The sequence below is a fragment of the Brachybacterium sp. 107 genome (assembly GCF_052379725.1).
Lineage (GTDB): Bacteria > Actinomycetota > Actinomycetes > Actinomycetales > Dermabacteraceae > Brachybacterium.
The window spans coordinates 188,620-209,320 of the sequence record NZ_JBQSYW010000003.1; the positions used below are offsets into that span (position 1 = coordinate 188,620).

Annotated in this window: 17 protein-coding genes; 12 read left to right on the forward strand and 5 right to left on the reverse strand. The window is 72.1% G+C overall.

Annotation, left to right across the window (positions count from 1 at the left end):
• Positions 1–3 precede the first annotated feature (3 nt).
• On the forward strand, positions 4–768 hold the full coding sequence (locus ACT3UL_RS05700; protein WP_444577176.1) for an SDR family oxidoreductase: 765 nt from the start codon (positions 4–6) through the stop codon (positions 766–768).
• 48 nt (positions 769–816) lie between these two features.
• Here the strand turns inward: ACT3UL_RS05700 and hutG are convergent, their stop codons facing one another.
• Positions 817–1,812 carry a formimidoylglutamase gene (gene hutG / locus ACT3UL_RS05705; RefSeq protein ID WP_444577177.1) on the reverse strand — a complete coding sequence of 332 codons (996 nt, stop codon included), beginning with the start codon at positions 1,810–1,812 and terminating at the stop codon, positions 817–819.
• A gap of 127 nt (positions 1,813–1,939) precedes the next feature.
• Here hutG and ACT3UL_RS05710 point away from each other — a divergent pair, with 127 nt between their 5' ends.
• The 8 genes from ACT3UL_RS05710 to hutH all read left to right on the forward strand — a co-directional run bounded on the left by ACT3UL_RS05710 (position 1,940) and on the right by hutH (position 12,960).
• Positions 1,940–2,746: an IclR family transcriptional regulator gene (locus ACT3UL_RS05710; RefSeq protein WP_444577178.1), complete on the forward strand. Its 807-nt coding sequence runs from the start codon at positions 1,940–1,942 to the stop codon at positions 2,744–2,746.
• Between the two features lie 22 nt (positions 2,747–2,768).
• Positions 2,769–4,193, forward strand: a complete 1,425-nt coding sequence (locus tag ACT3UL_RS05715; RefSeq protein ID WP_444577179.1) for a flavin-containing monooxygenase — start codon at positions 2,769–2,771, stop codon at positions 4,191–4,193.
• Positions 4,190–5,149: an SDR family NAD(P)-dependent oxidoreductase gene (locus tag ACT3UL_RS05720; RefSeq protein ID WP_444577180.1), complete on the forward strand. Its 960-nt coding sequence runs from the start codon at positions 4,190–4,192 to the stop codon at positions 5,147–5,149. The genes ACT3UL_RS05715 and ACT3UL_RS05720 overlap by 4 nt, the downstream gene beginning before the upstream one ends.
• A 53-nt stretch (positions 5,150–5,202) precedes the next feature.
• Positions 5,203–6,195, forward strand: a complete 993-nt coding sequence (locus ACT3UL_RS05725; protein WP_444577181.1) for a formate/nitrite transporter family protein — start codon at positions 5,203–5,205, stop codon at positions 6,193–6,195.
• A gap of 459 nt (positions 6,196–6,654) precedes the next feature.
• On the forward strand, positions 6,655–8,337 hold the full coding sequence (hutU, locus tag ACT3UL_RS05730) for a urocanate hydratase (RefSeq protein ID WP_443398497.1): 1,683 nt from the start codon (positions 6,655–6,657) through the stop codon (positions 8,335–8,337).
• Positions 8,338–8,440: 103 nt separating this feature from the next.
• A complete protein-coding gene (locus ACT3UL_RS05735) occupies positions 8,441–9,757 on the forward strand; it encodes an amidohydrolase family protein (RefSeq protein ID WP_443398493.1) in 1,317 nt (438 codons plus the stop codon).
• Positions 9,758–9,782: 25 nt separating this feature from the next.
• Positions 9,783–11,210, forward strand: a complete 1,428-nt coding sequence (locus tag ACT3UL_RS05740) for a YjiH family protein (RefSeq protein WP_444577182.1) — start codon at positions 9,783–9,785, stop codon at positions 11,208–11,210.
• A gap of 178 nt (positions 11,211–11,388) precedes the next feature.
• A complete protein-coding gene (gene hutH, locus ACT3UL_RS05745; RefSeq protein WP_444577183.1) occupies positions 11,389–12,960 on the forward strand; it encodes a histidine ammonia-lyase in 1,572 nt (523 codons plus the stop codon).
• An 87-nt stretch (positions 12,961–13,047) separates the two neighbouring features.
• Here the strand turns inward: hutH and ACT3UL_RS05750 are convergent, their stop codons facing one another.
• Together ACT3UL_RS05750 and ACT3UL_RS05755 are read right to left on the reverse strand one after the other, a co-directional pair.
• Positions 13,048–14,499: an FAD-binding oxidoreductase gene (locus ACT3UL_RS05750; RefSeq protein ID WP_444577184.1), complete on the reverse strand. Its 1,452-nt coding sequence runs from the start codon at positions 14,497–14,499 to the stop codon at positions 13,048–13,050.
• Positions 14,500–14,828: 329 nt separating this feature from the next.
• A complete protein-coding gene (locus ACT3UL_RS05755) occupies positions 14,829–16,427 on the reverse strand; it encodes a phospholipase D family protein (protein WP_444577185.1) in 1,599 nt (532 codons plus the stop codon).
• 169 nt (positions 16,428–16,596) lie between these two features.
• On the opposite strand from ACT3UL_RS05755, the gene ACT3UL_RS05760 reads away from it, so the two are divergent.
• The 3 genes from ACT3UL_RS05760 (at position 16,597) to ACT3UL_RS05770 (ending at position 19,081) form a co-directional block, all read left to right on the forward strand.
• Positions 16,597–17,676: a lysostaphin resistance A-like protein gene (locus ACT3UL_RS05760; RefSeq protein ID WP_443345403.1), complete on the forward strand. Its 1,080-nt coding sequence runs from the start codon at positions 16,597–16,599 to the stop codon at positions 17,674–17,676.
• Positions 17,677–17,823: 147 nt separating this feature from the next.
• Positions 17,824–18,828, forward strand: a complete 1,005-nt coding sequence (locus ACT3UL_RS05765; protein ID WP_444577186.1) for a TerC family protein — start codon at positions 17,824–17,826, stop codon at positions 18,826–18,828.
• 22 nt (positions 18,829–18,850) lie between these two features.
• Positions 18,851–19,081 (forward strand): hypothetical protein, encoded by a 231-nt coding sequence (locus ACT3UL_RS05770; protein WP_444577187.1) that lies wholly within the window; start codon positions 18,851–18,853, stop codon positions 19,079–19,081.
• A gap of 201 nt (positions 19,082–19,282) precedes the next feature.
• On the opposite strand, the gene ACT3UL_RS05775 is transcribed toward ACT3UL_RS05770, so the two are convergent.
• Together ACT3UL_RS05775 and ACT3UL_RS05780 are read right to left on the reverse strand one after the other, a co-directional pair.
• Positions 19,283–20,077, reverse strand: a complete 795-nt coding sequence (locus ACT3UL_RS05775) for an SDR family oxidoreductase (RefSeq protein ID WP_443335603.1) — start codon at positions 20,075–20,077, stop codon at positions 19,283–19,285.
• A 54-nt stretch (positions 20,078–20,131) separates the two neighbouring features.
• Complete coding sequence (locus ACT3UL_RS05780; protein WP_444577188.1) at positions 20,132–20,686, reverse strand: DUF488 domain-containing protein; 555 nt, start codon at positions 20,684–20,686, stop codon at positions 20,132–20,134.
• Positions 20,687–20,701 lie beyond the last annotated feature (15 nt).

Below are 20,701 nucleotides of genomic sequence, written 5' to 3' on the forward strand. Positions count from 1 at the left end.
GTCATGGACATCGCCGTGCTCGGAGCAGCCGGAACCCTCGGCCACCATCTCGTCACCCATCTCGGGGCCGCGGGGCACACCGTGCGCGCCCTCGGCCGACGCACCGGGGTGGACGCCGTGACCGGCGACGGCCTCGCGGAGGCACTGCAGGGCACCGACCTCGTGATCGACGCGATCAGCACCCCCTCCCTCAGCTCACGCCGCGCCGTCGCGACCCACACGCGAGCCGCCGGGAACATCGCCCGCGCCGCCGAGCAGGGCGGAGCGCGCCGCGTCCTGTGCGTCTCCATCGCCGGCGCAGCGGACCCTGATGCGCACAGGTACTTTGCCTATTACCGGGGCAAGGCCGCCCAGGAGGCCACCTATCTGGACGCGGCCCTCCCGGTCACGCTCGTGCGCTCGGCGCAGTGGTTCGAGATCGCGGGCCTGCTGCTGTCCCAGGCGAGCTTCGGTCCCGTCGCTGTGCTGCCCACCATGCGGATGGCCCCCGTCGCCGCGGACAGGCTCGCGGCACGGATCGCCCGCGAGGTCGAGGCCGACGAGGACTCCACCGACCGCTCCTTCGCGCTGCGCGGCCCCAAGGAGCTCACCTCCGCGCAGCTCGTGCGACGCATCCTGGCGCGTCGCGGAGACATCGACGGCAGGTCCCCGCGCCTGGTCGCCGAGCTCCCGTATCTGGGCTCGGCCATCGCGGGCGGTGGCCTGATCCCCGCCGACGCGGAGGTCGACGACATGGATCTCGAGGAGTGGCTCCGCGCCACGGCGTGACCGCTCCGGCGACTCGGGGTGGCCTCTCAAGCGCTCCGGCGTGGCCGCTCAGGCGCCGCTGACGACCCCGCGCACCGCGTCGTCGATCAGGCGGGCCGCGGCACGCGCCGTCCGGCCGTCGATGTCGAGCGAGGGGTTCAGCTCCACGACGTCGAGCAGGGCGAGCTTCCCGCTGCCGGCCGCAGCCTGCACGGCCGCTGCGATCAGCGGCAGCGGCACCCCGTAGGCCGCCGGCGCCGAGACACCGGGGGCGGTGGCCGCCGGGAGCACGTCCAGGTCGATGGTCAGGTACAGGATGTCCAGGTCAGCGGCGAAGTCTGCGACGAACTCGCGGATCCCGTCGGCCCCCGCGGCGAGGCACTGCTCATCGGTCCACCACTGCACGCCCAGCTCTCGGGCCGTCGCGAAGAGGGCGCCGGTGTTGGACGGCTCGGCGATCCCGAGCACGGCATAGCGCAGGTCCCGCCCGGCGGCACGCTCGGCGGCGGCCATCTGGGCGAAGGGCGTGCCGGAGGTGGGGAGGGGCTCCTCGCGCAGGTCGAAGTGGGCGTCGAGGTTCAGCACTCCCCAGCGCTGCCCCGCGCGCGGCCCGAGGCCGGAGGCCATCAGCCCGCTGTACGAGGACCAGGCGGTCTCGTGCCCGCCGCCCAGCACCACGGCGAGGCGTGAGCCCGCGCGGTCCAGGGCGTGCGCGGTGAGCGCGGCGGCGTCGGCCTGACCGCCCTCGAGGTCCTCGCCCACGGTCTCCGCATCGCCCAGATCGTGCAGGCCGACCTCGCCGCGGGCGAGCGGCCCGTGCAGGGCGAGCGGGGCGAGGGCCTTGCGCAGGGCGGCAGGACCGTCGGCGGCTCCGACCCGGCCTCGATTGCGGCGCACCCCCTCGTCGGAGCGGAAGCCGAGCAGCGCGACGTGCGGCGCCGCCGGATCCGCGTCGGCCGTCCCCGGCGCCACGACCTGCACCATCTGGTGCCAGCGGGCATGCTCGGGGCCGTCGCCGTCGTGCCGTCCGGTCCAGAGGTTCTCGTGGTGCGGAGAGGTCGTCATCGGGCTCCTCGTCGGCGGATCAGGGCGTGCGATCGTTCCATCATGGCACCCGCCGCGCCGCGCGGAACGGCGCGTCGAGAGCCACCGTCCGGCCCACCGGACACCGCAGGTGGCATCCTTGCCGATCATGACACCCCCGAAAGTCCCGGCGGCCGACGCGACGCTGCGCCTGCTGACCTTCCTCGCCTCGCGCCGCTCCCCGGTCGCCGCCGTGCGCCTCGCCGAGGAGCTGGACCTGCCGCGCTCGCGCACCTACGACCTGCTGGCCACGCTCGTCGAGCACGGTTATGTCATGCACCTGGGGGAGGAGCGGCTGTACGGGCTGGGCCCCGCCGCCCACGAGCTCTCCGGCGCCTACCTGCGCCAGGAGCCGCTCGCGCGCATCGGCCGACGGGTCATCGAGGCGATGGTCGACGAGATCGGGGAGTCCGGTCACCTCGCGGTCCTGCACGGACGCGATGTGCTCTATGTCGTCGAGGAGCGCGCCCGGAACCGGCCCAGCCTGGTGACCGACGTCGGCGTGCGGCTGTCCGCGCACCTCACGGCGAGCGGCCGCGCGATCCTCGCCGAGCTGCCGCCGGCGCAGCTGCGCGCCCTGTTCGGGCATCAGGGCGACTTCACCTCCCGCACCGCCGCCCCCGGCCCCGAGACGCCGCGCGCTCTGCGCGAGCTGCTGGCCGGCGTGCGGGCGGACGGCATCGCGCACGAATCCGGGGAGGTCACCGACGAGCTGGGCTCCGTGGCCGCCGTGGTGCGCGACCACACCGGCTGGCCGGCGGCGGCCGTCGCGCTGACCTTCGTCGAGGCGCGGGTGGACGACGAGCTGCGCGAACGGCTCGACGTCGCAGTGCGGGTCGCGGCCGACGAGATCACCCGCCGCCTGCTGGGCCGGCGCTCGGGGCGCACCTCCACCGAACCGGCTACCCAGCAGTAATTCCGATGGCAGGACGAGCCGCATGCCGTACCTCGTCACCCAGCGACACCGTGCCCCCGCCGTCACCGGACGGATCGAGCCGGACCCCACGTTGCCGCGCGTGTGCATCATCGGCGCCGGGTCCAGCGGCCTGGCAGCAGCCAAGACCCTCTACCTCGCCGGTGTGCCCTTCGACTGCTTCGAGAAGGGCACGCGCGTGGGCGGGAACTGGGTGCTCGACAATCCCAACGGGCAGTCCGCCTGCTACGAGACCCTCGAGATCAACACGTCCACGCGGCGCATGGCCTTCTCCGACTTCCCGATGCCTCCGGACTACCCGGCGTATGCGCGGCATGACCAGGTCGCCGCGTACTTCGAGGCGTACGTGGAGCACTTCGGGTTCCGGCACACGATCTCCTTCGACACGGAGGTCACCACCGTCGAACGAGCCGCCGTCGCCCCTGCCGACCTCGCGGACCCGACACCCGCGGGGACCCCGGGCTGGCAGGTCTCCATCCAGGGGCCGGGCGGCGCCGAGACCCGTGAGTACTCCGCGGTGCTCGTGGCCAACGGTCACCACTGGGACCCGCGCTGGCCGGAGCCGGCCTACCCCGGCAGCTTCGACGGCGAGCAGATCCATGCGCACGACTACCGCGGCGCCGAGCAGCTGAGCGGCCGCGACGTGGTGGTCGTGGGCTCCGGCAACTCTGCCCTGGACATCGCCTCGGTGGCGGCCGAGGTCGCCGCCACCGCGAACCTCTCGCAGCGACGCGGGCAGTGGGTGCTGCCGAAGTTCACCCTCGGGATCCCCTCCGACGAGATCGCCGTGCCCGGGTGGGCACCCTGGGCGTTCACGCGGGCCCGACTGCGGATCGCCGCCTCCACCGCGCCGAGCGTGGCGCGCTACGGGCTGCCGGCGCCGCACCACGCCCCGGGACAGTCGCATCCGGTGCAGTCCGAGCAGATCCGTGACGCGCTGCGCTCGGGCCGGGTGGCCCCGCGGCCGGGCATCCGGCGCCTGGCGGGGGACACGGTTCTGTTCACCGACGGCACGCGTGCTCGGGCCGACCTGATCGTGTGGGCCACGGGCTACAAGGTCACCTTCCCGTTCCTGGATCCCGAGCTGCTCGCGGCGCCGGACAACGACCTGCCGCTGTTCCACCGCGCCGTCCACCCCGACCTGCCCGGCCTGTTCTTCCTCGGCCTGCTCCAGCCGATCGGCGCCGTGATGCCGCTCGCGGAGGCGCAGGCACAGTGGATCACCGAGATCCTCACCGGGCGCTCCGCCTTCCCGTCCCAGGAGGAGGTGCGCTCCCGCATGGCGGCGATGCACGAGCGCAGCCGACGCCGTTTCTACGCCTCCCCGCGCCACACCATGGAGGTCGACTTCGATCAGTACCTGGTCGACCTCACCCGTGAACGCCGGCGCGGCCGACGGCGCGCGGCGCAGGCAGGGGAGAGGCCATGAGCGCCACGGGCCGGACGACCAGGACCAGTGCGCGGCGCGGCCACGCCGTCGTCACCGGCGCCGGGGGAGGCCTGGGACGGGAGATCGCCGTGCGCCTGGCCCGCGCCGGGTTCGCCGTGCACGTCACCGACCTCGACGGCGCCCTCGCCGAGGCGACCGCCGCACAGATCACCGCCACCGGCCCTGCGATCGCTGCCCGAGGCCATGTCCTGGACGTGCGCGACCAGGAGGCCTGCCGTGCGCTGGCGCAGAGCCTCGCCGGCGAGGCCGCAGTGCTTGCAGAGCCAGCAGAGCCAGCAGAGCCCTCAGTGCTTGCAGAGCCCGCAGCGGCCGACGCACAACCCAGCAGCGGCCTCACCGTGTGGGTCAACAATGCCGGGGTGCTGGCCTCCGGGCCGTTCTGGGAGCAGACCGACGCTCAGCGCCGCCTCATCCTCGAGGTCAACGCACTGGGCACGATGCACGGCACGGTGGCGGCGCTCGAGGTCATGCGGCCGGCCGGCCACGGTCACGTCCTCAACATCGCGTCGCTCGCGGGGCTGGTCTCGGTGCCGGGTGAGGCCGCTTATGCCGCGTCCAAGCATGCGGTGCTCGGGTTCAGCACGTCGGCCCTGACGGATCTGCGCCTGGCCGGGGTGAAGGACGTGCGCATCAGCTGCATCTGCCCGGACGGCATGTGGACCCCGATGCTCTTCGACAAGCTGGACGATCCCGGAGCGTCGATGTCCTTCTCGGGGCAGCTGCTGCGCCCCGAGGCGATCGCCGAGGTCGTGCTGAAGGTCGTGGAGCGCCCGAGGCCGGTCACCGTGGTGCCCGCCTGGCGAGGGGTGCAGGTGAGAGCGTTCGACCTGCTCCCCGGGCTCACCGTGCGCCTCGCTCCGCTGGTGGTCCGGCTCAGCCGCGTCCAGCAGGGGATGATCGCCCGGCGACTGAGGAAGAGTCCCCGCTCCCGCTGATACCGTGCGGCGCACTGCAACTCCACCGCAACTCCGGAGAGAAGGTGCCGAGCGTGGCCGCTGACAGCGAGCAGGGCAAGCGGGACAGGCAGACAGGGCGCGGTGAACAGCGCGGTCTGGATGGGCAGACCGGGCGGGCCGGGTGGGATGCTCAGCGTGGGCAGGCCCATGGGCACGACAAGCAGCGCGCCCGGGCGAAGCAGCCCGCGCCGAACACGCGGAGCCAGCACGACGAGCGCGAGCATCTCGGCGAGTCCGACGAGCCGGTCGAGGACAAGCTCGTCGAGGAGTTCCGCAGCACCGTCGAGGAGGGCGCGAACCGCCTGAACCGCACCTGGCGCGCGCTGGTCATCACCGGGCTGTTCGGCGGGATCGACGTGGGCATCGGTCTTCTGGCGATGCTCGCGGTGCTGGACGCGACCGGGTCGAAGCTGCTCGGCGGGCTCGCCTTCGGCATCGGGCTGTACGCCCTGCGTCTGGCCCATTCCGAGCTGTTCACCGAGGACTTCCTGGTGCCGATCAACGCGATCGTCGCCGGTCATGGCACCTGGGGGCAGCTGGTGCGGCTGTGGGCCGTGACGCTGGTGACGAACCTCGTGGGCGGCTGGGCGTTCGCCTGGGTCGTCGTGGCGGCCTTCCCTGCCTTCGACGACGTGCTCATCGAGGCGGCCACCGGATACATGGACAAGGGACTGACCCTCGAGACGGCCGCGCTCGCGCTGCTGGCGGGCTTCACCATCACCCTCGTGACCCGGATGGCGCAGGGCTCCAAAGAGGGCATCGCCACGATCGCGAACTCCTTGATCAGCGGCCTCCTCGTGGTAGGTCTCGGCATGCTCCACGGTGCCCTGAGCTCCGCGGTGATCTTCGGGGCCATGCACGCCGGGGCCGACATCTCCTACCTGTCCTGGCTCGTCTGGTTCGCCTGGGTGATCCCGCTGAACATGGCCGGCGGACTGCTGATGCTCACGCTGCCGCGTCTTGTGCGCACCTGGGAGCTGGTGCGCGAGGAGCGGGAAGCGCTGCGTGCGACGCAGGGGCAGTAGCGACGCGGCAACCCACATCGTCGCGGCACCCCAAGGAGGTCGAGCGCCGACGTGCCCCAGCGAGCGCCCCGGGCGGTCCTCGGGAACCTACCAACGGGTTATGAGCGTGTCCCTTCCATATATGGAAGTCACGCGCTCATAACCCTGCGGTAATCGTCTAACCCTGCGGTAATCGTCGGGTTGCCTTGGGGATGGCGGGAAAATAGAGCTTGGCCGCACCTCCGTCCGGTATCCCGGACATAACCGCTCGCGCGCCCCTCGACCCGCCCCGTCGACGGTGGTGTCCTGGTGGGAACACCCCGACCCCTCGGACCACCCGAGCGATCCCCGACCCCTCGGACCACCCGAGCGATCCCCGACCCCTCGGACCACCCGAGCGATCCCCGACCCCTCGGACCACCCGAGCGATCCCCGACCCCTCGGAACCTCCCGAGCAGTCCCCGACACCAGGAGCCGATGATGACCCTCCCCGGAGCCCGCCCCGTCCGCGCAGCCCGCGGCACCACCCTCAGCGCGAAGTCCTGGCAGACGGAGGCCCCGCTGCGGATGCTCATGAACAACCTCGACCCCGAGGTCGCCGAGCGCCCGGATGACCTCGTCGTCTACGGCGGCACCGGCCGCGCGGCCCGCTCCTGGGAGGCGTTCGACGCGATCGTCCGCACCCTCGAGGACCTCGAGGACGACGAGACGCTGCTGGTGCAGTCCGGCAAGCCCGTCGGCGTGCTGCGCACCAACGAATGGGCCCCGCGCGTGCTGCTCGCCAACTCCAACCTCGTGGGCGACTGGGCGACCTGGCCCGAGTTCCGCCGGCTCGAGGCCGAGGGCCTGACCATGTACGGCCAGATGACCGCCGGCTCCTGGATCTACATCGCCACCCAGGGCATCCTCCAGGGCACCTACGAGACCTTCGCCGCGATCGGGCAGAAGCGCTTCGGCGGCACGCTCGCCGGCACGATCACGCTGACCGGCGGCTGCGGCGGCATGGGTGGCGCGCAGCCGCTGGCCGTCACCCTGAACGATGGCGTGTGCCTGATCGCCGACGTGGACCGCACCCGCCTCGAGCGCCGCGTCGCCAAGCGCTACTGCCACGAGATCGCCGACGACCTCGACGACGCGATCGCCCGCGCCAACGCCGCGAAGGCCGAGAAGCGCGGCCTCTCGATCGGCATCGTCGGCAACGCCGCGGAGATCTTCCCGGCCCTGCTCGAGCGCCATCAGGCGGGCGACATCGAGATCGACATCGTCACCGACCAGACCAGCGCCCACGACCCGCTGAGCTACCTGCCCCTCGAGGTCTCCGTCGAGGACTGGCAGCGCGAGTCCGAGGCCGACGAGGAGGGCTTCACCAAGAAGTCCCGCGAGTCGATGGCCCGCCAGGTGCACGCGATGGTCGAGTTCCAGGACGCCGGCGCCGAGGTGTTCGACTACGGCAACTCGATCCGCGACGAGGCCCGCCACGCGGGCTACGACCGCGCCTTCGAGTTCCCCGGCTTCGTCCCCGCCTACATCCGTCCCCTGTTCTGCGAGGGCCTCGGCCCGTTCCGCTGGGTCGCCCTCTCCGGTGACCCCGAGGACATCGCGGTCACCGACGCCGCGCTCAAGGAGCTCTTCCCCGAGAACGAGCACCTGCACCGCTGGCTCGACGCGGCGAACGAGTTCGTCGAGTTCGAGGGCCTGCCCGCCCGCATCTGCTGGCTCGGCTACGGCGACCGCCACCGCGCCGGGATGCTCTTCAACGACCTCGTGCGCGACGGCAAGGTCAAGGCCCCCCTCGTCATCGGCCGCGATCACCTCGACGCCGGTTCCGTCGCCTCCCCGTACCGGGAAACCGAGTCGATGCTCGACGGGTCCGACGCGATCGCCGACTGGCCGCTGCTGAACGCCCTGACCGCTGCGTCCTCCGGAGCGACCTGGGTGTCCATCCACCACGGCGGCGGCGTGGGCATCGGCCGCTCGATCCACGCCGGGCAGGTGGGCGTCGCCGACGGCACCGAGCTCGCCGGCCGCAAGCTCGAGCGCCTGCTCACCAACGACCCCGCGATGGGTGTGCTCCGCCACGTCGACGCCGGCTACTCCCGGGCCGACGACGTCGCCCACGAGCGCGGCGTGCGCGTCCCGATGACCCCCACCCGCCGCGACTGACCCCGCCCGCACCCGTCCCCGGGGCCGGTCCGCTCCTCCGGACCAGCCCCGGGGCATGCTCTCCCCACCCCCACCCCCACCCCCACCCGCAGGAGGCACCGTCATGGCCAGCACCGTGATCACCGGCATCAGCGAGTTGTGGACCATCGATCCCGCGCTCGACGATCCCTCGGCCCTGCACGGCGTCGCGGACTCCCAGGTCCTGCACGACGCCGCCCTCGTGATCGAGGACGGCGTGGTCGCCTGGACCGGCCCGGCTGCGCACGCCCCGTCGGCCGATGACCGGGTCGATGTGGGTGGCCGCGCGGTGCTCCCCGGCTGGGTTGATTCGCACTCCCACCTCATCTTCGACGGCGACCGCGCCGCCGAGTTCGAGGCGCGCATGGCGGGGGAGTCCTACGCCGCCGGCGGCATCGGCGTGACCACGGGTGCCACCCGCTCCGCCTCTGACGAGCGCCTGCGCGGCCTCGTGCAGGGTCGGATCGCCGAGGCGGTCGCCGGCGGCACCACGACGCTCGAGACCAAGACCGGCTACGGCCTCACCCTCGAGCACGAGCTGCGCTCCGCGCGCCTGGCCTCCTCCCTCGTGGAGTCCGGCGAGCTCGACGAGGCCACTTTCCTCGGGGCGCACCTCGTGCCCGCGGAGTTCGACGGCCGGGAGGGCCGGCCCGGCGCCGAGGGGTACGTGGACCTGGTCAGCGGCGAGATGCTCGCCGCCGTCGCCCCGCACGTGCGCTGGATCGACGTCTTCTGCGAGGAGGGCGCCTTCGATCCCGAGCAGTCCGAGCGCGTCCTGCGTGCCGGCGCCGCGGCGGGGCTGGGCCTGCGCGTCCACGGCAACCAGCTGGGCCGCTCCGGCGGCGTGGCGCTGGCCGCCGAGCTGGGCGCGGCGAGCGTGGACCACGTCAACCACCTCGCGGCCGACGACATCGAGGCGCTCGCCGCGACCGCCTCGCGCCCCACCCGCACCGCCTCGTACCCTGCCGCCGGCAGCAGCACCGACCCCGCCGACCCCGCACCGGGCCGCCTCGCGGTCGATGCCGGGCCGACGGTCGCGACCGTGCTCCCGGCCTGCGACCTCTCCACCCGTGCCCCGCTCGCCCCGGCCCGGGAGCTGCTCGACGCCGGTGCCGCGATCGCGATCGCGAGCAACTGCAACCCCGGCACCAGCTACACCAGCTCGATGAGCTTCTGCGTGGCCATCGCCGTCCTGCAGATGCACCTCTCGCTCGCCGAGGCTGTCCGCGCCGCCACCCGCGGCGGAGCTCTCGCCCTGCGCCGCAGCGACGTCGGCCATCTCGCCGTCGGCGCCCGCGCCGACCTGCACGTGCTCGACGCCCCCGCCGCCATCCACCTCGCCTACCGTCCCGGCATGCCGCTCACCCACCGGGTGTGGCGGGCCGGGGTCGCGCAGGCCTGATCCCACCCACCCGAGGAGACCGTCGATGACGACGTCAGATGCTCTCAGCACTCCCCAGCCCGGCCCCGAGAGGGCCCGACGGGGCGCCGGGGAGGAGTACTTCACCGGCTCCGCCACCGCCCGCGCCGGCTCCGTGATCGCGGTCGACGGCACCGAGCGCGAGATCCCGCCGCACCGCTGGCGCTTCCTGCTCTACAGCGCGATCGGTCTGGCGATGTTCTTCGTGTCGATCGAGATCGGCGGGAAGTCCACGATCCTCGTCGACCACGTGCTGACCTTCGTGCAGTGGGTGCTCGGCGCCGCGGTGCCCTGGGTGGTGGTCGCGCTCGTGGCCTTCGGGACCGTCCGCCCCTTCGTCACCGGCTCCTGGCGCAAGGGGATGCTGCGCACCGTCTTCGCGTTCGCGAACGTCGTGGGCCTGGTCGTCGCGGTCTGTGCGGCGGCCGGCTACTACCCGGGCCCGCTCGCGAACCCCGACATCGGCCCGTTCCTGTGGGAGAAGCTCGCGATCCCCGTGGGCCTGATCGTGCCCGTCGGCGCCGTGTTCCTCGCCCTGCTGATCAACTACGGGCTGATGGAGTTCGTGGGCGTGCTGGTCCAGCCGATCATGCGCCCGATCTGGAAGGTCCCCGGCCGCGCCGCGGTCGACGCGGTCGCCTCCTTCGTCGGCTCCTACTCCCTCGCCCTGCTGATCACCGACAAGGTGTACCGCGAGGGCCGCTACACCGGCCGGGAGGCGGCGATCATCGCGACCGGATTCTCGACGGTCTCGGCGACGTTCATGGTGATCGTGGCCAGCACGCTGGACCTCATGCACCACTGGACGCTCTACTTCTTCCTCACGCTCGTGGTGACCTTCGCGGTCACGGCGATCACGGTGCGGATCCCGCCGCTGCGCGGGGTGCCCGACGAGCCCTTCGAGGGCGTCGAGCACGCCCCGGAGCCGCAGCCGACGGGCAACCGCGTCGCCCACGCCTGGGACGAGGCGATGCGGGCCCTCGCCGGCGCCCCGGGACTCGTGCGCGGCACCTGGTCGACCTTCAAGGACGGCGTGCTGATGAGCTCCGCGATCGTCCCCTCGATCCTGTCGATCGGTCTCGCGGGCCTGCTGCTGGCCACCTACACCCCGGTGTTCGACCTGCTGGGCTGGATCTTCGTGCCCGTCGCGGCGCTCGTGGGCCTGCCGGAGCCGGCGCTCGCCGGGAAGGCCGTCGCCGTGGGCATCGCCGAGATGTTCCTGCCGGCCACCGTCGTCGCCGGGCACGAGTCCGACGTGCTCCGCTTCACCGTGGGCGTCACCGCCGTCTCCCAGATCGTGTTCTTCTCGGCGCTGGTCCCCTCGATCCTGGCCACCTCGATCCCCGTGAACGTGGGGCGCCTCGTGATCCTGTGGCTCGAGCGCGTCATCCTCACGATCCTCATCACCGCACCCCTCGCCCACCTGCTGCTCTGACCGGCGCGCGACCGCGCCGGCACTCCCGCCGGAACCCGCGCCAGAGCCTCAGCCAGCGCCCTCGGCCAGATCTCTTGGCCAGCCCCCGCAGCCAGCCCCCGCAGCCAGTCCCTCAGCCAGCCCTCTCCGCAGCCAGCCCTCTCCGCAGCCAGCCCGTCCGTCGACCGAAAGGCACCCCATGACCAGCACCACCGCCCGCTCCACCGACGACCGCACCGTCACGCTCTCCAGCTCCGGCCTCACCGCGGCCGACGTCCTCGCCGTCGCCCGCCGCCTCGCCCCCGTCGAGCTGGACCCCGCAGCCCGTGAGCACGTCGCCTCCGTCCGCGAGCACATCGACGCCCTCGCCGCCCCCGGCCACGCCCCGGTCTACGGGGTCTCCACCGGATTCGGCGCCCTCGCGGACACGGCGATCGAGCCGTCCATGCGCCACGCCCTGCAGCGCTCCCTGATCCGCTCCCACGCCGCCGGCGCCGGCCCCGAGGTGGAGACCGAGGTGGTGCGCGCCCTGATGCTGCTGCGCGCCCGCACCCTCGCCTCCGGCCGCACCGGCGTGCGCCCTGCCGTGGTCGAGACGATCCTCGCGCTGCTCAACGCGCAGATCACCCCGATCGTGCACGAGTACGGCTCGCTGGGCTGCTCGGGCGACCTCGCCCCGCTGTCCCACTGCGCGATCGTGCTGATGGGGGAGGGGCGCGCCCGCGATCGCGACGGCGTGGAGCGCCCCGTGCCCGAGCTGCTCGCGGAAGCCGGCATCGAGCCCGTGCTGCTCGAGGAGAAGGAGGGCCTCGCGCTGATCAACGGCACCGACGGCATGCTCGGCATGCTGCTCCTGGCGATCGCCGACCTCGACGAGCTGGTGCGCACCGCGGATCTCACCACGGCGCTGACCGTGCAGGGCCTGCGGGGCCGGGACTCCGTGTTCCGTCCCGAGCTGCACGCGCCGCTGCGCCCGCACCCGGGCCAGGCGGCGTCGGCCGCGAACATCTTCGCCCTGCTCGAGGGGTCGCCGATCATCGCCGACGTCGCCGCGGAGGGCTCCCGCGTGCAGGACGCCTACTCGCTGCGCTGCGCCCCGCAGGTCGCCGGCGGCGTGCGCGACACCATCGACCACGCCCGCACGGTCGCCGAGCGCGAGCTCGCCGCCGCGATCGACAACCCTGTCGTGCTCGAGGACGGCACCGTCACCTCCAACGGCAACTTCCACGGCGCCCCGGTCGCCTACGTGCTCGACTTCCTCGCGATCGTCTCCGCGGATCTCGCGTCGATCGCCGAGCGCCGTACCGACCGCATGCTGGATAAGTCCCGCTCCCACGGGTTGCCGCCGTTCCTGGCCGATGACCCGGGTGTGGACTCCGGCTTCATGATCGCCCAGTACACCCAGGCCGCCCTGGTCTCGGAGATGAAGCGGCTCGCGGTCCCGGCGAGCGTGGACTCCATCCCGTCCTCCGCGATGCAGGAGGACCACGTCTCGATGGGCTGGCACGCCGCCCGCAAGCTGCGCACGAGCGTGGAGAACCTGCGGCGCGTGCTCGCCATCGAGCTGCTCACCGCGTCCCGGGCGATCGACCTGCGCGCGCCGCTGACCCCGTCGGCCGCGAGCGCTGCGGCGGTCGCCGTGCTGCGCCGCACCGTCGAGGGCCCCGGCCCGGACCGCTTCCTCGCCCCGGACATCGCCGCAGCCGAGCAGGGGCTGGACGACGGCTCGGTGCTCGCGGCGGTGGAGGGGGTCCTGGGGCGGCTGCGGTGACTCCGGCCGGGGAGCCGGCTGCGGAGGCATGACCCCGACGAGACCCCTCCGGAGAGGAGGAGTGTGCCGGCGCGCCGACGGACGCGCCTACACGCTCAGCCCGCTCTGGATCAGCTTCTCCGGATCGTAGTGACGCCGGATCTTCGCGAGCCGGGAGGCGTTGTCGGCGAAGTACCTCGAGGCGGGATCGCCACTCTCGAGATAGTTCACGAAGCCGCCGCGGCTCGCCGTCTTCACCGCCGCGTGCCCGTGCTGGACCCACTCGCGTCCGGCTGTGCGGCCGTCCGCACCGCTGACGTTGGTGTACCACTGGACGGACACCAGCTCGGAGCGCCACGGGAAGACGCTGTCAGTGCTCTTCCTGCTGCGGATCGCGCCGTCCAGCGGGTCCAGGACGGCCGCGCTCTTCTGCGTCGAGTGCGCACGCTCCTTCACCGTGGCGAGGATCGCGGTCGCGGTGCTGGTGTCGAGCGCGGCCAGCACGTCCGTGCCGGCGCTGAACGACTCGCGGGCCGATGTGGCTCCGCCCCCGAGGTAGTCCACGAGCTCCATGGGGGAGCGCCGCCGGTACGAGGACGTCGAGGAGTGCACACCGATGTGGGAGGACAGCGATGCGGCGGCGTCGTGCTCGTCCCCGGCATCGGTGACGCCCACGACCCTCACGGTGATGCTGCCGCGACCGTCGGTGCCGATGTGGACGTTCGCCCAGCGATGGCGATCCGCGGATTTCAGCCACCTCGCCCACCCGGTCATGACCTTCACGGCCGCCGAGGCCGGGTACGCGAGGGAGAAGGTGGCGCGCGAGCCGACGGGATGGGTGGTGTAGGTGAGGTCCGTGACCACGCCGTTCAGCCCGCCGCCACCGCCCTGCAGGGCCCAGAAGAGATCCGGGTGGGAGGTCCGGGAGGCAGTCACCACGTCGCCGCCGGGCAGCACCACCGTGGCCGCGACCAGCACGTCGCACGTGAGGCCGTAGCGCCTCGAATCGATCCCGATCCCGCCGCCCACCGTGAGTCCCGCAGTCCCCACCGTGGGGCACGAGCCGGTGGGGATGCTCCTGCCGTGGGGGCTCAGCGCCACGTGGACCGAGCGCAGGCCGGCGCCGGCCTGGACGGTCACGCGCTTCGTCGAGGAGGTGTAGGAGACCTTCGCGTAGTCGCGCAGGTCCAGCTGCATCGTCCCGCGCAGCGCCGAGGCGCCCACGTACGAATGACCGCCGCCGCGGACGGAGATCTTCAGGTCGTGCTCCGCCGCGAACACGACCGCCCGTTCCACGTCACGGCGCCTGCGCACGCGCACCACGGCGGCGGGCTCCCTGGTGTCGAACGTGGGATTGAACAGCTTCTTGGCGCTGGTGTACTGGCGGGTCCCCGGGAGCCAGACCGGGCCGTCGAGGGTTCGGGCGAAGCTCGTCCAGGTGGACCGTGGAACGCTCGTCGCCCCACCTTTCGCGAGGGCCGGGGCCGAACCTGCAGCGGTGACGCCGGCGGCGGTTCCGATGCCGTAGGCGATGAGTCCTCGTCGAGAGAATCTGACCACGATGATGCACTCCTTCTCGAGTTCTGCCGTCGATGCGCGGAGTCACGTCGAACGGACGTCGACGCACGCTCGCTCTCCCGGTACCGGTCCTGTCGAGCACAGGTCGTCCGTGCACGCGGGACCGGATATGGCTCCGAAGGATGTCGAGCGTAGGCGGCTGCGACGTGATCGGCGTCAGACCGGGGTATCGGGTCCGGGTGGCCATTGGGACGAGGGCGCGTCGGGTTCGGTCATCCGTGAGGCCTACGAGGTCGGCCGCGGGTCAGCAACGGAGGTCAGCAGTGATCTTCAGAGGCGATCCTCAGAAGCGACCGCTCAGATGCGACCGCTCAGAAGCGGGCGGTGCCCCGCATGGCCCGCGGTCGGGCATCGGGATCCTCGGCCACACGGTGGGTCAGACGGCCGACGGCGCGCTGGTGGAAGGGGATCCGCTGCGGGGTGTAGCTGCGCAGCCGTCCCGCGGGGCGGGGGCCCCGCGTCCCGCCGTCGTGCCAGGCGTCCAGGCGCGCGGCGGATTCCGCGAACGCGGTGACCATCCCGAGGGGATCGACGAGGTCGTCGTCCTGGGCGTCGGTCCGGTCGAGATGCTCGCGGGCCAGGTCGAGCCGCACCTGCCGGGGCAGCACGCGGGCACCGTCCCCGTCCGCGCGCAGCACCGTCGGCTCCCGGGGGTCGGTCCGCTGGTCGACGAGCGCGCACGAGAGCTCCGAGTCGAAGGTCCACGAGCGCAGGTTCATGTTGTCGGAGCCGACGAGCATCCACACGTCGTCGACCAGGCACAGCTTGGAGTGCACGTACACGGGGACGCCCTGAGGGTTCTCGAGCCCGTACACGTGCACGCGGTCTCCGCCGGCCCGGTGCAGCACGTCCAGCGCCGCGTTGCGGGAGCCCATCGCCCCGGCGTTCGCGATCGTCGTGTCCGCCGGCGTGTACGTCGAGAGCACCACGATGATGTGCAGCTCGGGATGCGCCCGCAGGGCCTCGGCGAAGCCGGCCATCACCTCGGGCGACCAGACGAACTGGTCCTCGAGGTAGATCAGATGCTCGGCGCGCGGGATCGCCTTGCCGTAGGCGCGGGCGATGCTGCGCTCGCCGTCGGGTGCGAAGGGGAAGCGGGGGCACTTGCGCGGGTAGGTGCGCAGCACCTGCACGTCGACCTCTCCGCACGGCTCGGGGTCCTCGGCCTGCGGAGGCAGGGGATCGGGATGGTCGTCGTCGTGATGCAGGAAGGAGCTCAGGCGCGAGAGCGGATCCAGCGTCGGCGGCGTGGGATCCTCCCAGCGCTCGCGGAAGCTCGCCTCGATATCGCCGACGGCGGGCCCGGTGACCTCGACCATCATGTCGTGCCAGGCGGGGGTCGGCCCCCACACGGCGCCCATGGACACCGGCTGCGGGTCCCCGAGGTGGCGGGAATCGTCCCGGCGGGTGTGGCACAGGTCGATGCCGCCGCAGAACGCGGCGTCGCGCTCGGGACGGCTCGGGTGGCGCAGCACTACGAGCTTCTGGTGATGCGAACCCAGCGGCAGCACTCGTTGATCGAGGATCACCTCGCCGCCGGCGGCGCGGACGGTGTCGGCCAGGCTCCGGTTCTCCGCCTCCGAGTACTGGAGGGAGTCGAGGTGCGAGCGCCAGAACAGCGCCTTGACGATGACGCCGCGGTGGGCGGCCGCGCTCATCAGCTCGACGATGCTCAGCCCGTCCTCGCCGATCCTCTCGTCGGGATCGCCGCGCCAGTCGGTGAACAGCAGCAGGTCACCGGGGCCCTGCGCCTCGACCAGCTCCCGCAGACGGGGGAAGTAGGCGGCCCCGTGCACGTGCAGCTCGGCCCGGTTGCCCTCCGAGTAGGAGCGCCCGCCGCGCCGGTGGGCGAGACGGGTGAACGGGTTGCCGCGCTCCTCGGTGCTGAGGAACCAGTCGTCGGTGCTCATGGGGTCCATGAAACACCCCGCTCCCGCACCCGAGGTCAACGCCCCGGGGAGCTCGGCACCTGCGAAGAGCCCGACGAGGTCGGGCTGGCACTACCGCCGCCGTCGGGCAGGCGGGCCGATCCGGCCGGCCCCCGTGACAGCGTGCCCGGCGAGGGTGATGATCGTGCCCATGAACACCCCTGAGGTGCATCGCACCAGCTCCACAGCCCCCACAGCCCCCACAGCCCCCGCCACCCGTGCCGAAGGCGCCCTCCCCCTCGAGCGCATCGACCGCGCAGCCACCGTCGACCGCAGCGACCGCCGCCGCGGACTCCAGGTGCCCCTCGGCATCGTCCTGTTCATCGTCGCTGAGGTGGTGATGGGCCTGCTCGGCGCGCTCGGCACCATCGCGGCAGGTGGGGACTACTCGAACGGGACGGCCCCGTGGGCGATGCTGCTCGGCGCGTGCGTGGGAGCCGCGATCGCGGTCGGCGGCTACCTGCTGATCGTCGGTCCTCTCGGCGGCAGCCCCGGCCTCGGGCTGCGCGGGCGGGGAAAGCTCGTCGAACTGGCCGTCGGTCTGGTGCTCGGCACCGGCCTGATGACCCTCGCCGTCGGACTGATCGCGCTGCTGGGCGGCTACCGCGTCACCGGGATCTCGCCCTCGCCGCAGCTGCTGGTGCCGCTGGCGATCGGCATCGGCGCCGGATTCATCGAGGAGATCCTGTTCCGCGGAGTGCTGCTGCGCGTGTTCGATTCCTGGCTGGGAAGCTGGGCGGCTCTCGCGATCACCTCGCTCCTGTTCGGGTTGATCCACCTGATGAACCCCGGGGCGTCGGTCTGGACCGCGCTCGGCCTAGTGATCGAGGCGGGAGTGCTGCTGGGCGCCGCCTACCTCCTGACCCGGCGGCTGTGGCTGGTGATCGGTGTCCACATCGCGTGGAACACCGTGCAGGGAGGCGTGTTCTCCTCCGCCGTGTCCGGCACGGGTGACCAGAGCGGACTGCTCCTCGCCGAGGCGCACGGACCGGACTGGCTGACCGGTGGATCGATGGGAATCGAAGGGTCCCTCGTCACGGTGCTCCTGGGATTCGCCGCGGGGATCGTGATGCTCGTGCTCGCCGCCCGGCGCGGCCATCTCCTGCCGTCGGTGCGCGCCCAGAAGCGTCGGACCGAACGGAACCTCGGCGGCCATGTCGAGGAACCCGCCGTGAGGAACGAGGACCGTCACATGGATCGCCCGCAGCGGGGATCGGACGCCCGCGGCTGAGAACGAGGATGAGCTGAGAGCGTGGAGAGAGGGTCCTCACTCCTGAGGATCTCGGGCGAGCGCCCTAGTACTCTGGCCCGGTGGTTGCTCGAGCAGCCCGCTCCCGTCCCCTCGGGAAGAACGCCCGCACCACCCGAAGGAATGCACATGGGAGAGCTCCACCTCGGCTTCGAGATCGCGGCACTGGTCGTCCTCGTGGCCATCCTGCTCGTCGACCTCCTGCTGGTCGTCAAGCGCCCCCATCTGCCCTCCATGAAGGAGTGCGCGGCGTGGATCGGGTTCTACGTCAGCCTCGCGCTCATCTTCGCCGTGGTGCTGTTCTTCGTGGGCGGCATCGCCCCGGCCTCCGAGTTCGTCACCGGCTGGCTGCTGGAGTACTCGCTGAGCGTCGACAACCTTTTCGTGTTCATCGTGATCATGGGGAAGTTCGCGGTCCCGAAGAAGTACCAGCAGGAAGTGCTGATGGTGGGCATCATCATCGCGCTGATCGCCCGGGCGCTGTTCATCGTGGCCGGCTCGGTGCTCATCAACAACTTCGCGTGGATCTTCTACATCTTCGGCCTCTTCCTGCTGTGGACCGCCTGGAAGCAGACCCAGGAGGAGGACGACGACAGCGGCGACTCGTTCATCATGCGCGGGGTCCGGAAGCTGTTCCCCGTCTCGGACAGCTACGACGGCAACAACCTGCGCACCATCGTGAACGGCAAGAAGCTGTTCACTCCGATGCTGCTGGTGTTCATCACCATCGGCCTCACCGACGTCATGTTCGCGCTGGACTCGATCCCGGCGATCTTCGCCGTCACCCAGAGCCCGTTCCTGGTGTTCACGGCCAACCTGTTCGCCCTGATGGGTCTGCGCCAGCTGTACTTCCTGCTCGGTGGTCTCCTGGAGCGCCTGGCCTACCTGCACTACGGCATCGCCGCGATCCTCGGCTTCATCGGCGTCAAGCTGATGATCCACGCGATCCACGAGGCCCCGCTGGACTTCATCCCCGGCTTCTCCGCGCTGGAGAAGATCCCCGAGGTGCCGATCTGGCTCTCGCTGACCGTCATCGTGGTCGCCATGGGCGCCGCGGTCGCCGCCTCCCTGCTGTTCCCGCCCAGGACCGCCGAGAAGTCCGACGGCGGAGACAGCACCCCCGCGGAGCACTGAGGCCCGACGGGAGGAGCCCGCGATGGACGAGTCGTCCGATCAGGAGGATGCCGCCGGGGAGGCGGTGTGCTGGATCGGTCTGCTGTGTCCGGAGTGCGGCGCCATGCCCGAGGGCGACGGTGCGCGCGATCCGAGCGTGCCCTGCTGGCGCTGCGGGGCCGTGCGGCCGACGGATCCCGGTGCGGGGCCGACGAGTCCCGGTGCGGGGCCGACGGATCCCGTCGCACCGCCGACCGACCTGGACGGCTACTGACGCTCGACGACGGATGCTCGACGACGGATGCTCGGCGACTGACGCTCGACGACGGATGCTCGACGACGGATGCTCGGCGACTGACGCTCGACGACGGATGCTCGACGACGGATGCTCGACGACGGGTGCCCGGCGATTGAGGCTCGGCGTTTGGCGCTCGACGACTGACGCCCGGCGATTGAGGTTCGACGCCCGGCGCCCTCACAGGGCAGGCGTGGCGAAGCCCCCGTTGGAGTAGAGCAGCTGGCCGCGCATCCACGCCCCCTGCTCGGAGACGAGGAAGCGCACCAGGTCGGACACGGTCCCCGGCTCGCCGAGATGTCCTGCAGGGGTCGCGGCGGCGCCGGAGGTACGGATCGCGTCGTCCATCCAGCCGGTGTCGATCGGGCCGGGGTTGATGACGTTGGTGCGCACGTCGCGGTCGGCGAGCTCATGGGTGCCGGCCAGCACCAGCCGGTCCAGCGCCCCCTTCGTGGCCCCGTAGGGCAGGTTGTGCACCGTGTGGTCGCTGGTCAGCGCGATCATCGCCCCGCCGGGTGTGTCCCGGCCGGGCTCGACCTGCTCCGCGAAGGCCTTCAGCAGCAGCCAGGTGGCGCGCACGTTGACCGCGTAGTGGCGGTCGAAGCTCTCCACGGTGGTATCCAGGATCGAGGAGTCCACCGACTCGCAGTGGCAGGTCACGAGCACGCCGAGCGGGCCGAGGGCCTCGCGGGCCGTGGCCACGAGCTGCGGCGGGACCTCGGGGTCCTCGAGGTCGCCGGGGATCAGCTCGACGCGGTGACCGTCGGCCCGCAGCTCCTGCGCGAGCAGGTCCACGTCGGCCTCCTCCCCGAGCACCCGGCGATCGTAGGGATCGTGGTAGTTCAGGGCCAGGTCGTAGCCGTCGGCCGCGAGCCCGCGGGCGATCGCGGCGCCGATCCCGCGCCGACGACCCACGCCCGTGATCAGGGCGGTGCGGGGCAGTGCTGAGGCGGTGTGCGAGGGGGAAGAGTGCATGGGGCCGACGCTAAGGGCTGAGCGCCGTGACGGCCACCGGATTTCCGGGTGCGCTCAGGACTTCTCGCTGTCGGGCAGGTCCCAGACCACGTGGCCGTCCTCGTCGAGCCGTGCCCCCTCGCTCGGTTCGTGGGGGCGCTCCTTCCCTGTGTGCATGAGGTCTGCGACGTCGATCTCGTGCTCCAGGAGCATCACGTCGGCGATGAGGCGGCGGTGGCAGCGCCACCAGACGGCCTCGGAGCACATCACCGCGGTCCGGGTGCGGGCCACGTCTGCCAGCAGGTCGGTGATCCCGGCGCGGAAGTCCTCGCTGCGGGTCCATCCGGCGTAGGCGCGGAACTGCTTCACCCGCCACCAGGTGTCCGGGGACTGCGCGTCCTCGTCCTTGGTGAGCCGGCGCCGTCCTCCCAGGCGCTCGTCCCAGCGGTAGGAGATGCCGGCCTCACCACAGATCTCCTCGACGGCTCCGCGGGCGGCGGCGTCGTTCGCCCGGGAGCCGGGGAAGCGGCGCACGTCCACGAGCTGCTCGATCCCGGCGTCGCGGAGCAGGTCGGCGAGCTCCTGGCGCGAGAGCGTGCCGTGACCGACGGTGAGCAGTGAAGGGGCCATACCTCCAGGATGGCA

Coding starts and splice junctions, on each gene's coding strand:
- ACT3UL_RS05735 (WP_443398493.1), top strand. CDS start 8,441: ATGGCCAGCACCGTGATCACCGGCATCAGCGAGTTGTGGACCATCGAT.
- ACT3UL_RS05740 (WP_444577182.1), top strand. CDS start 9,783: ATGACGACGTCAGATGCTCTCAGCACTCCCCAGCCCGGCCCCGAGAGG.
- ACT3UL_RS05715 (WP_444577179.1), top strand. CDS start 2,769: ATGCCGTACCTCGTCACCCAGCGACACCGTGCCCCCGCCGTCACCGGA.
- ACT3UL_RS05765 (WP_444577186.1), top strand. CDS start 17,824: ATGGGAGAGCTCCACCTCGGCTTCGAGATCGCGGCACTGGTCGTCCTC.
- ACT3UL_RS05700 (WP_444577176.1), top strand. CDS start 4: ATGGACATCGCCGTGCTCGGAGCAGCCGGAACCCTCGGCCACCATCTC.
- ACT3UL_RS05780 (WP_444577188.1), bottom strand. CDS start 20,686: ATGGCCCCTTCACTGCTCACCGTCGGTCACGGCACGCTCTCGCGCCAG.
- ACT3UL_RS05720 (WP_444577180.1), top strand. CDS start 4,190: ATGAGCGCCACGGGCCGGACGACCAGGACCAGTGCGCGGCGCGGCCAC.
- ACT3UL_RS05775 (WP_443335603.1), bottom strand. CDS start 20,077: ATGCACTCTTCCCCCTCGCACACCGCCTCAGCACTGCCCCGCACCGCC.
- ACT3UL_RS05760 (WP_443345403.1), top strand. CDS start 16,597: ATGAACACCCCTGAGGTGCATCGCACCAGCTCCACAGCCCCCACAGCC.
- ACT3UL_RS05770 (WP_444577187.1), top strand. CDS start 18,851: ATGGACGAGTCGTCCGATCAGGAGGATGCCGCCGGGGAGGCGGTGTGC.
- ACT3UL_RS05710 (WP_444577178.1), top strand. CDS start 1,940: ATGACACCCCCGAAAGTCCCGGCGGCCGACGCGACGCTGCGCCTGCTG.
- hutH (WP_444577183.1), top strand. CDS start 11,389: ATGACCAGCACCACCGCCCGCTCCACCGACGACCGCACCGTCACGCTC.
- ACT3UL_RS05755 (WP_444577185.1), bottom strand. CDS start 16,427: ATGAGCACCGACGACTGGTTCCTCAGCACCGAGGAGCGCGGCAACCCG.
- hutG (WP_444577177.1), bottom strand. CDS start 1,812: ATGACGACCTCTCCGCACCACGAGAACCTCTGGACCGGACGGCACGAC.
- hutU (WP_443398497.1), top strand. CDS start 6,655: ATGACCCTCCCCGGAGCCCGCCCCGTCCGCGCAGCCCGCGGCACCACC.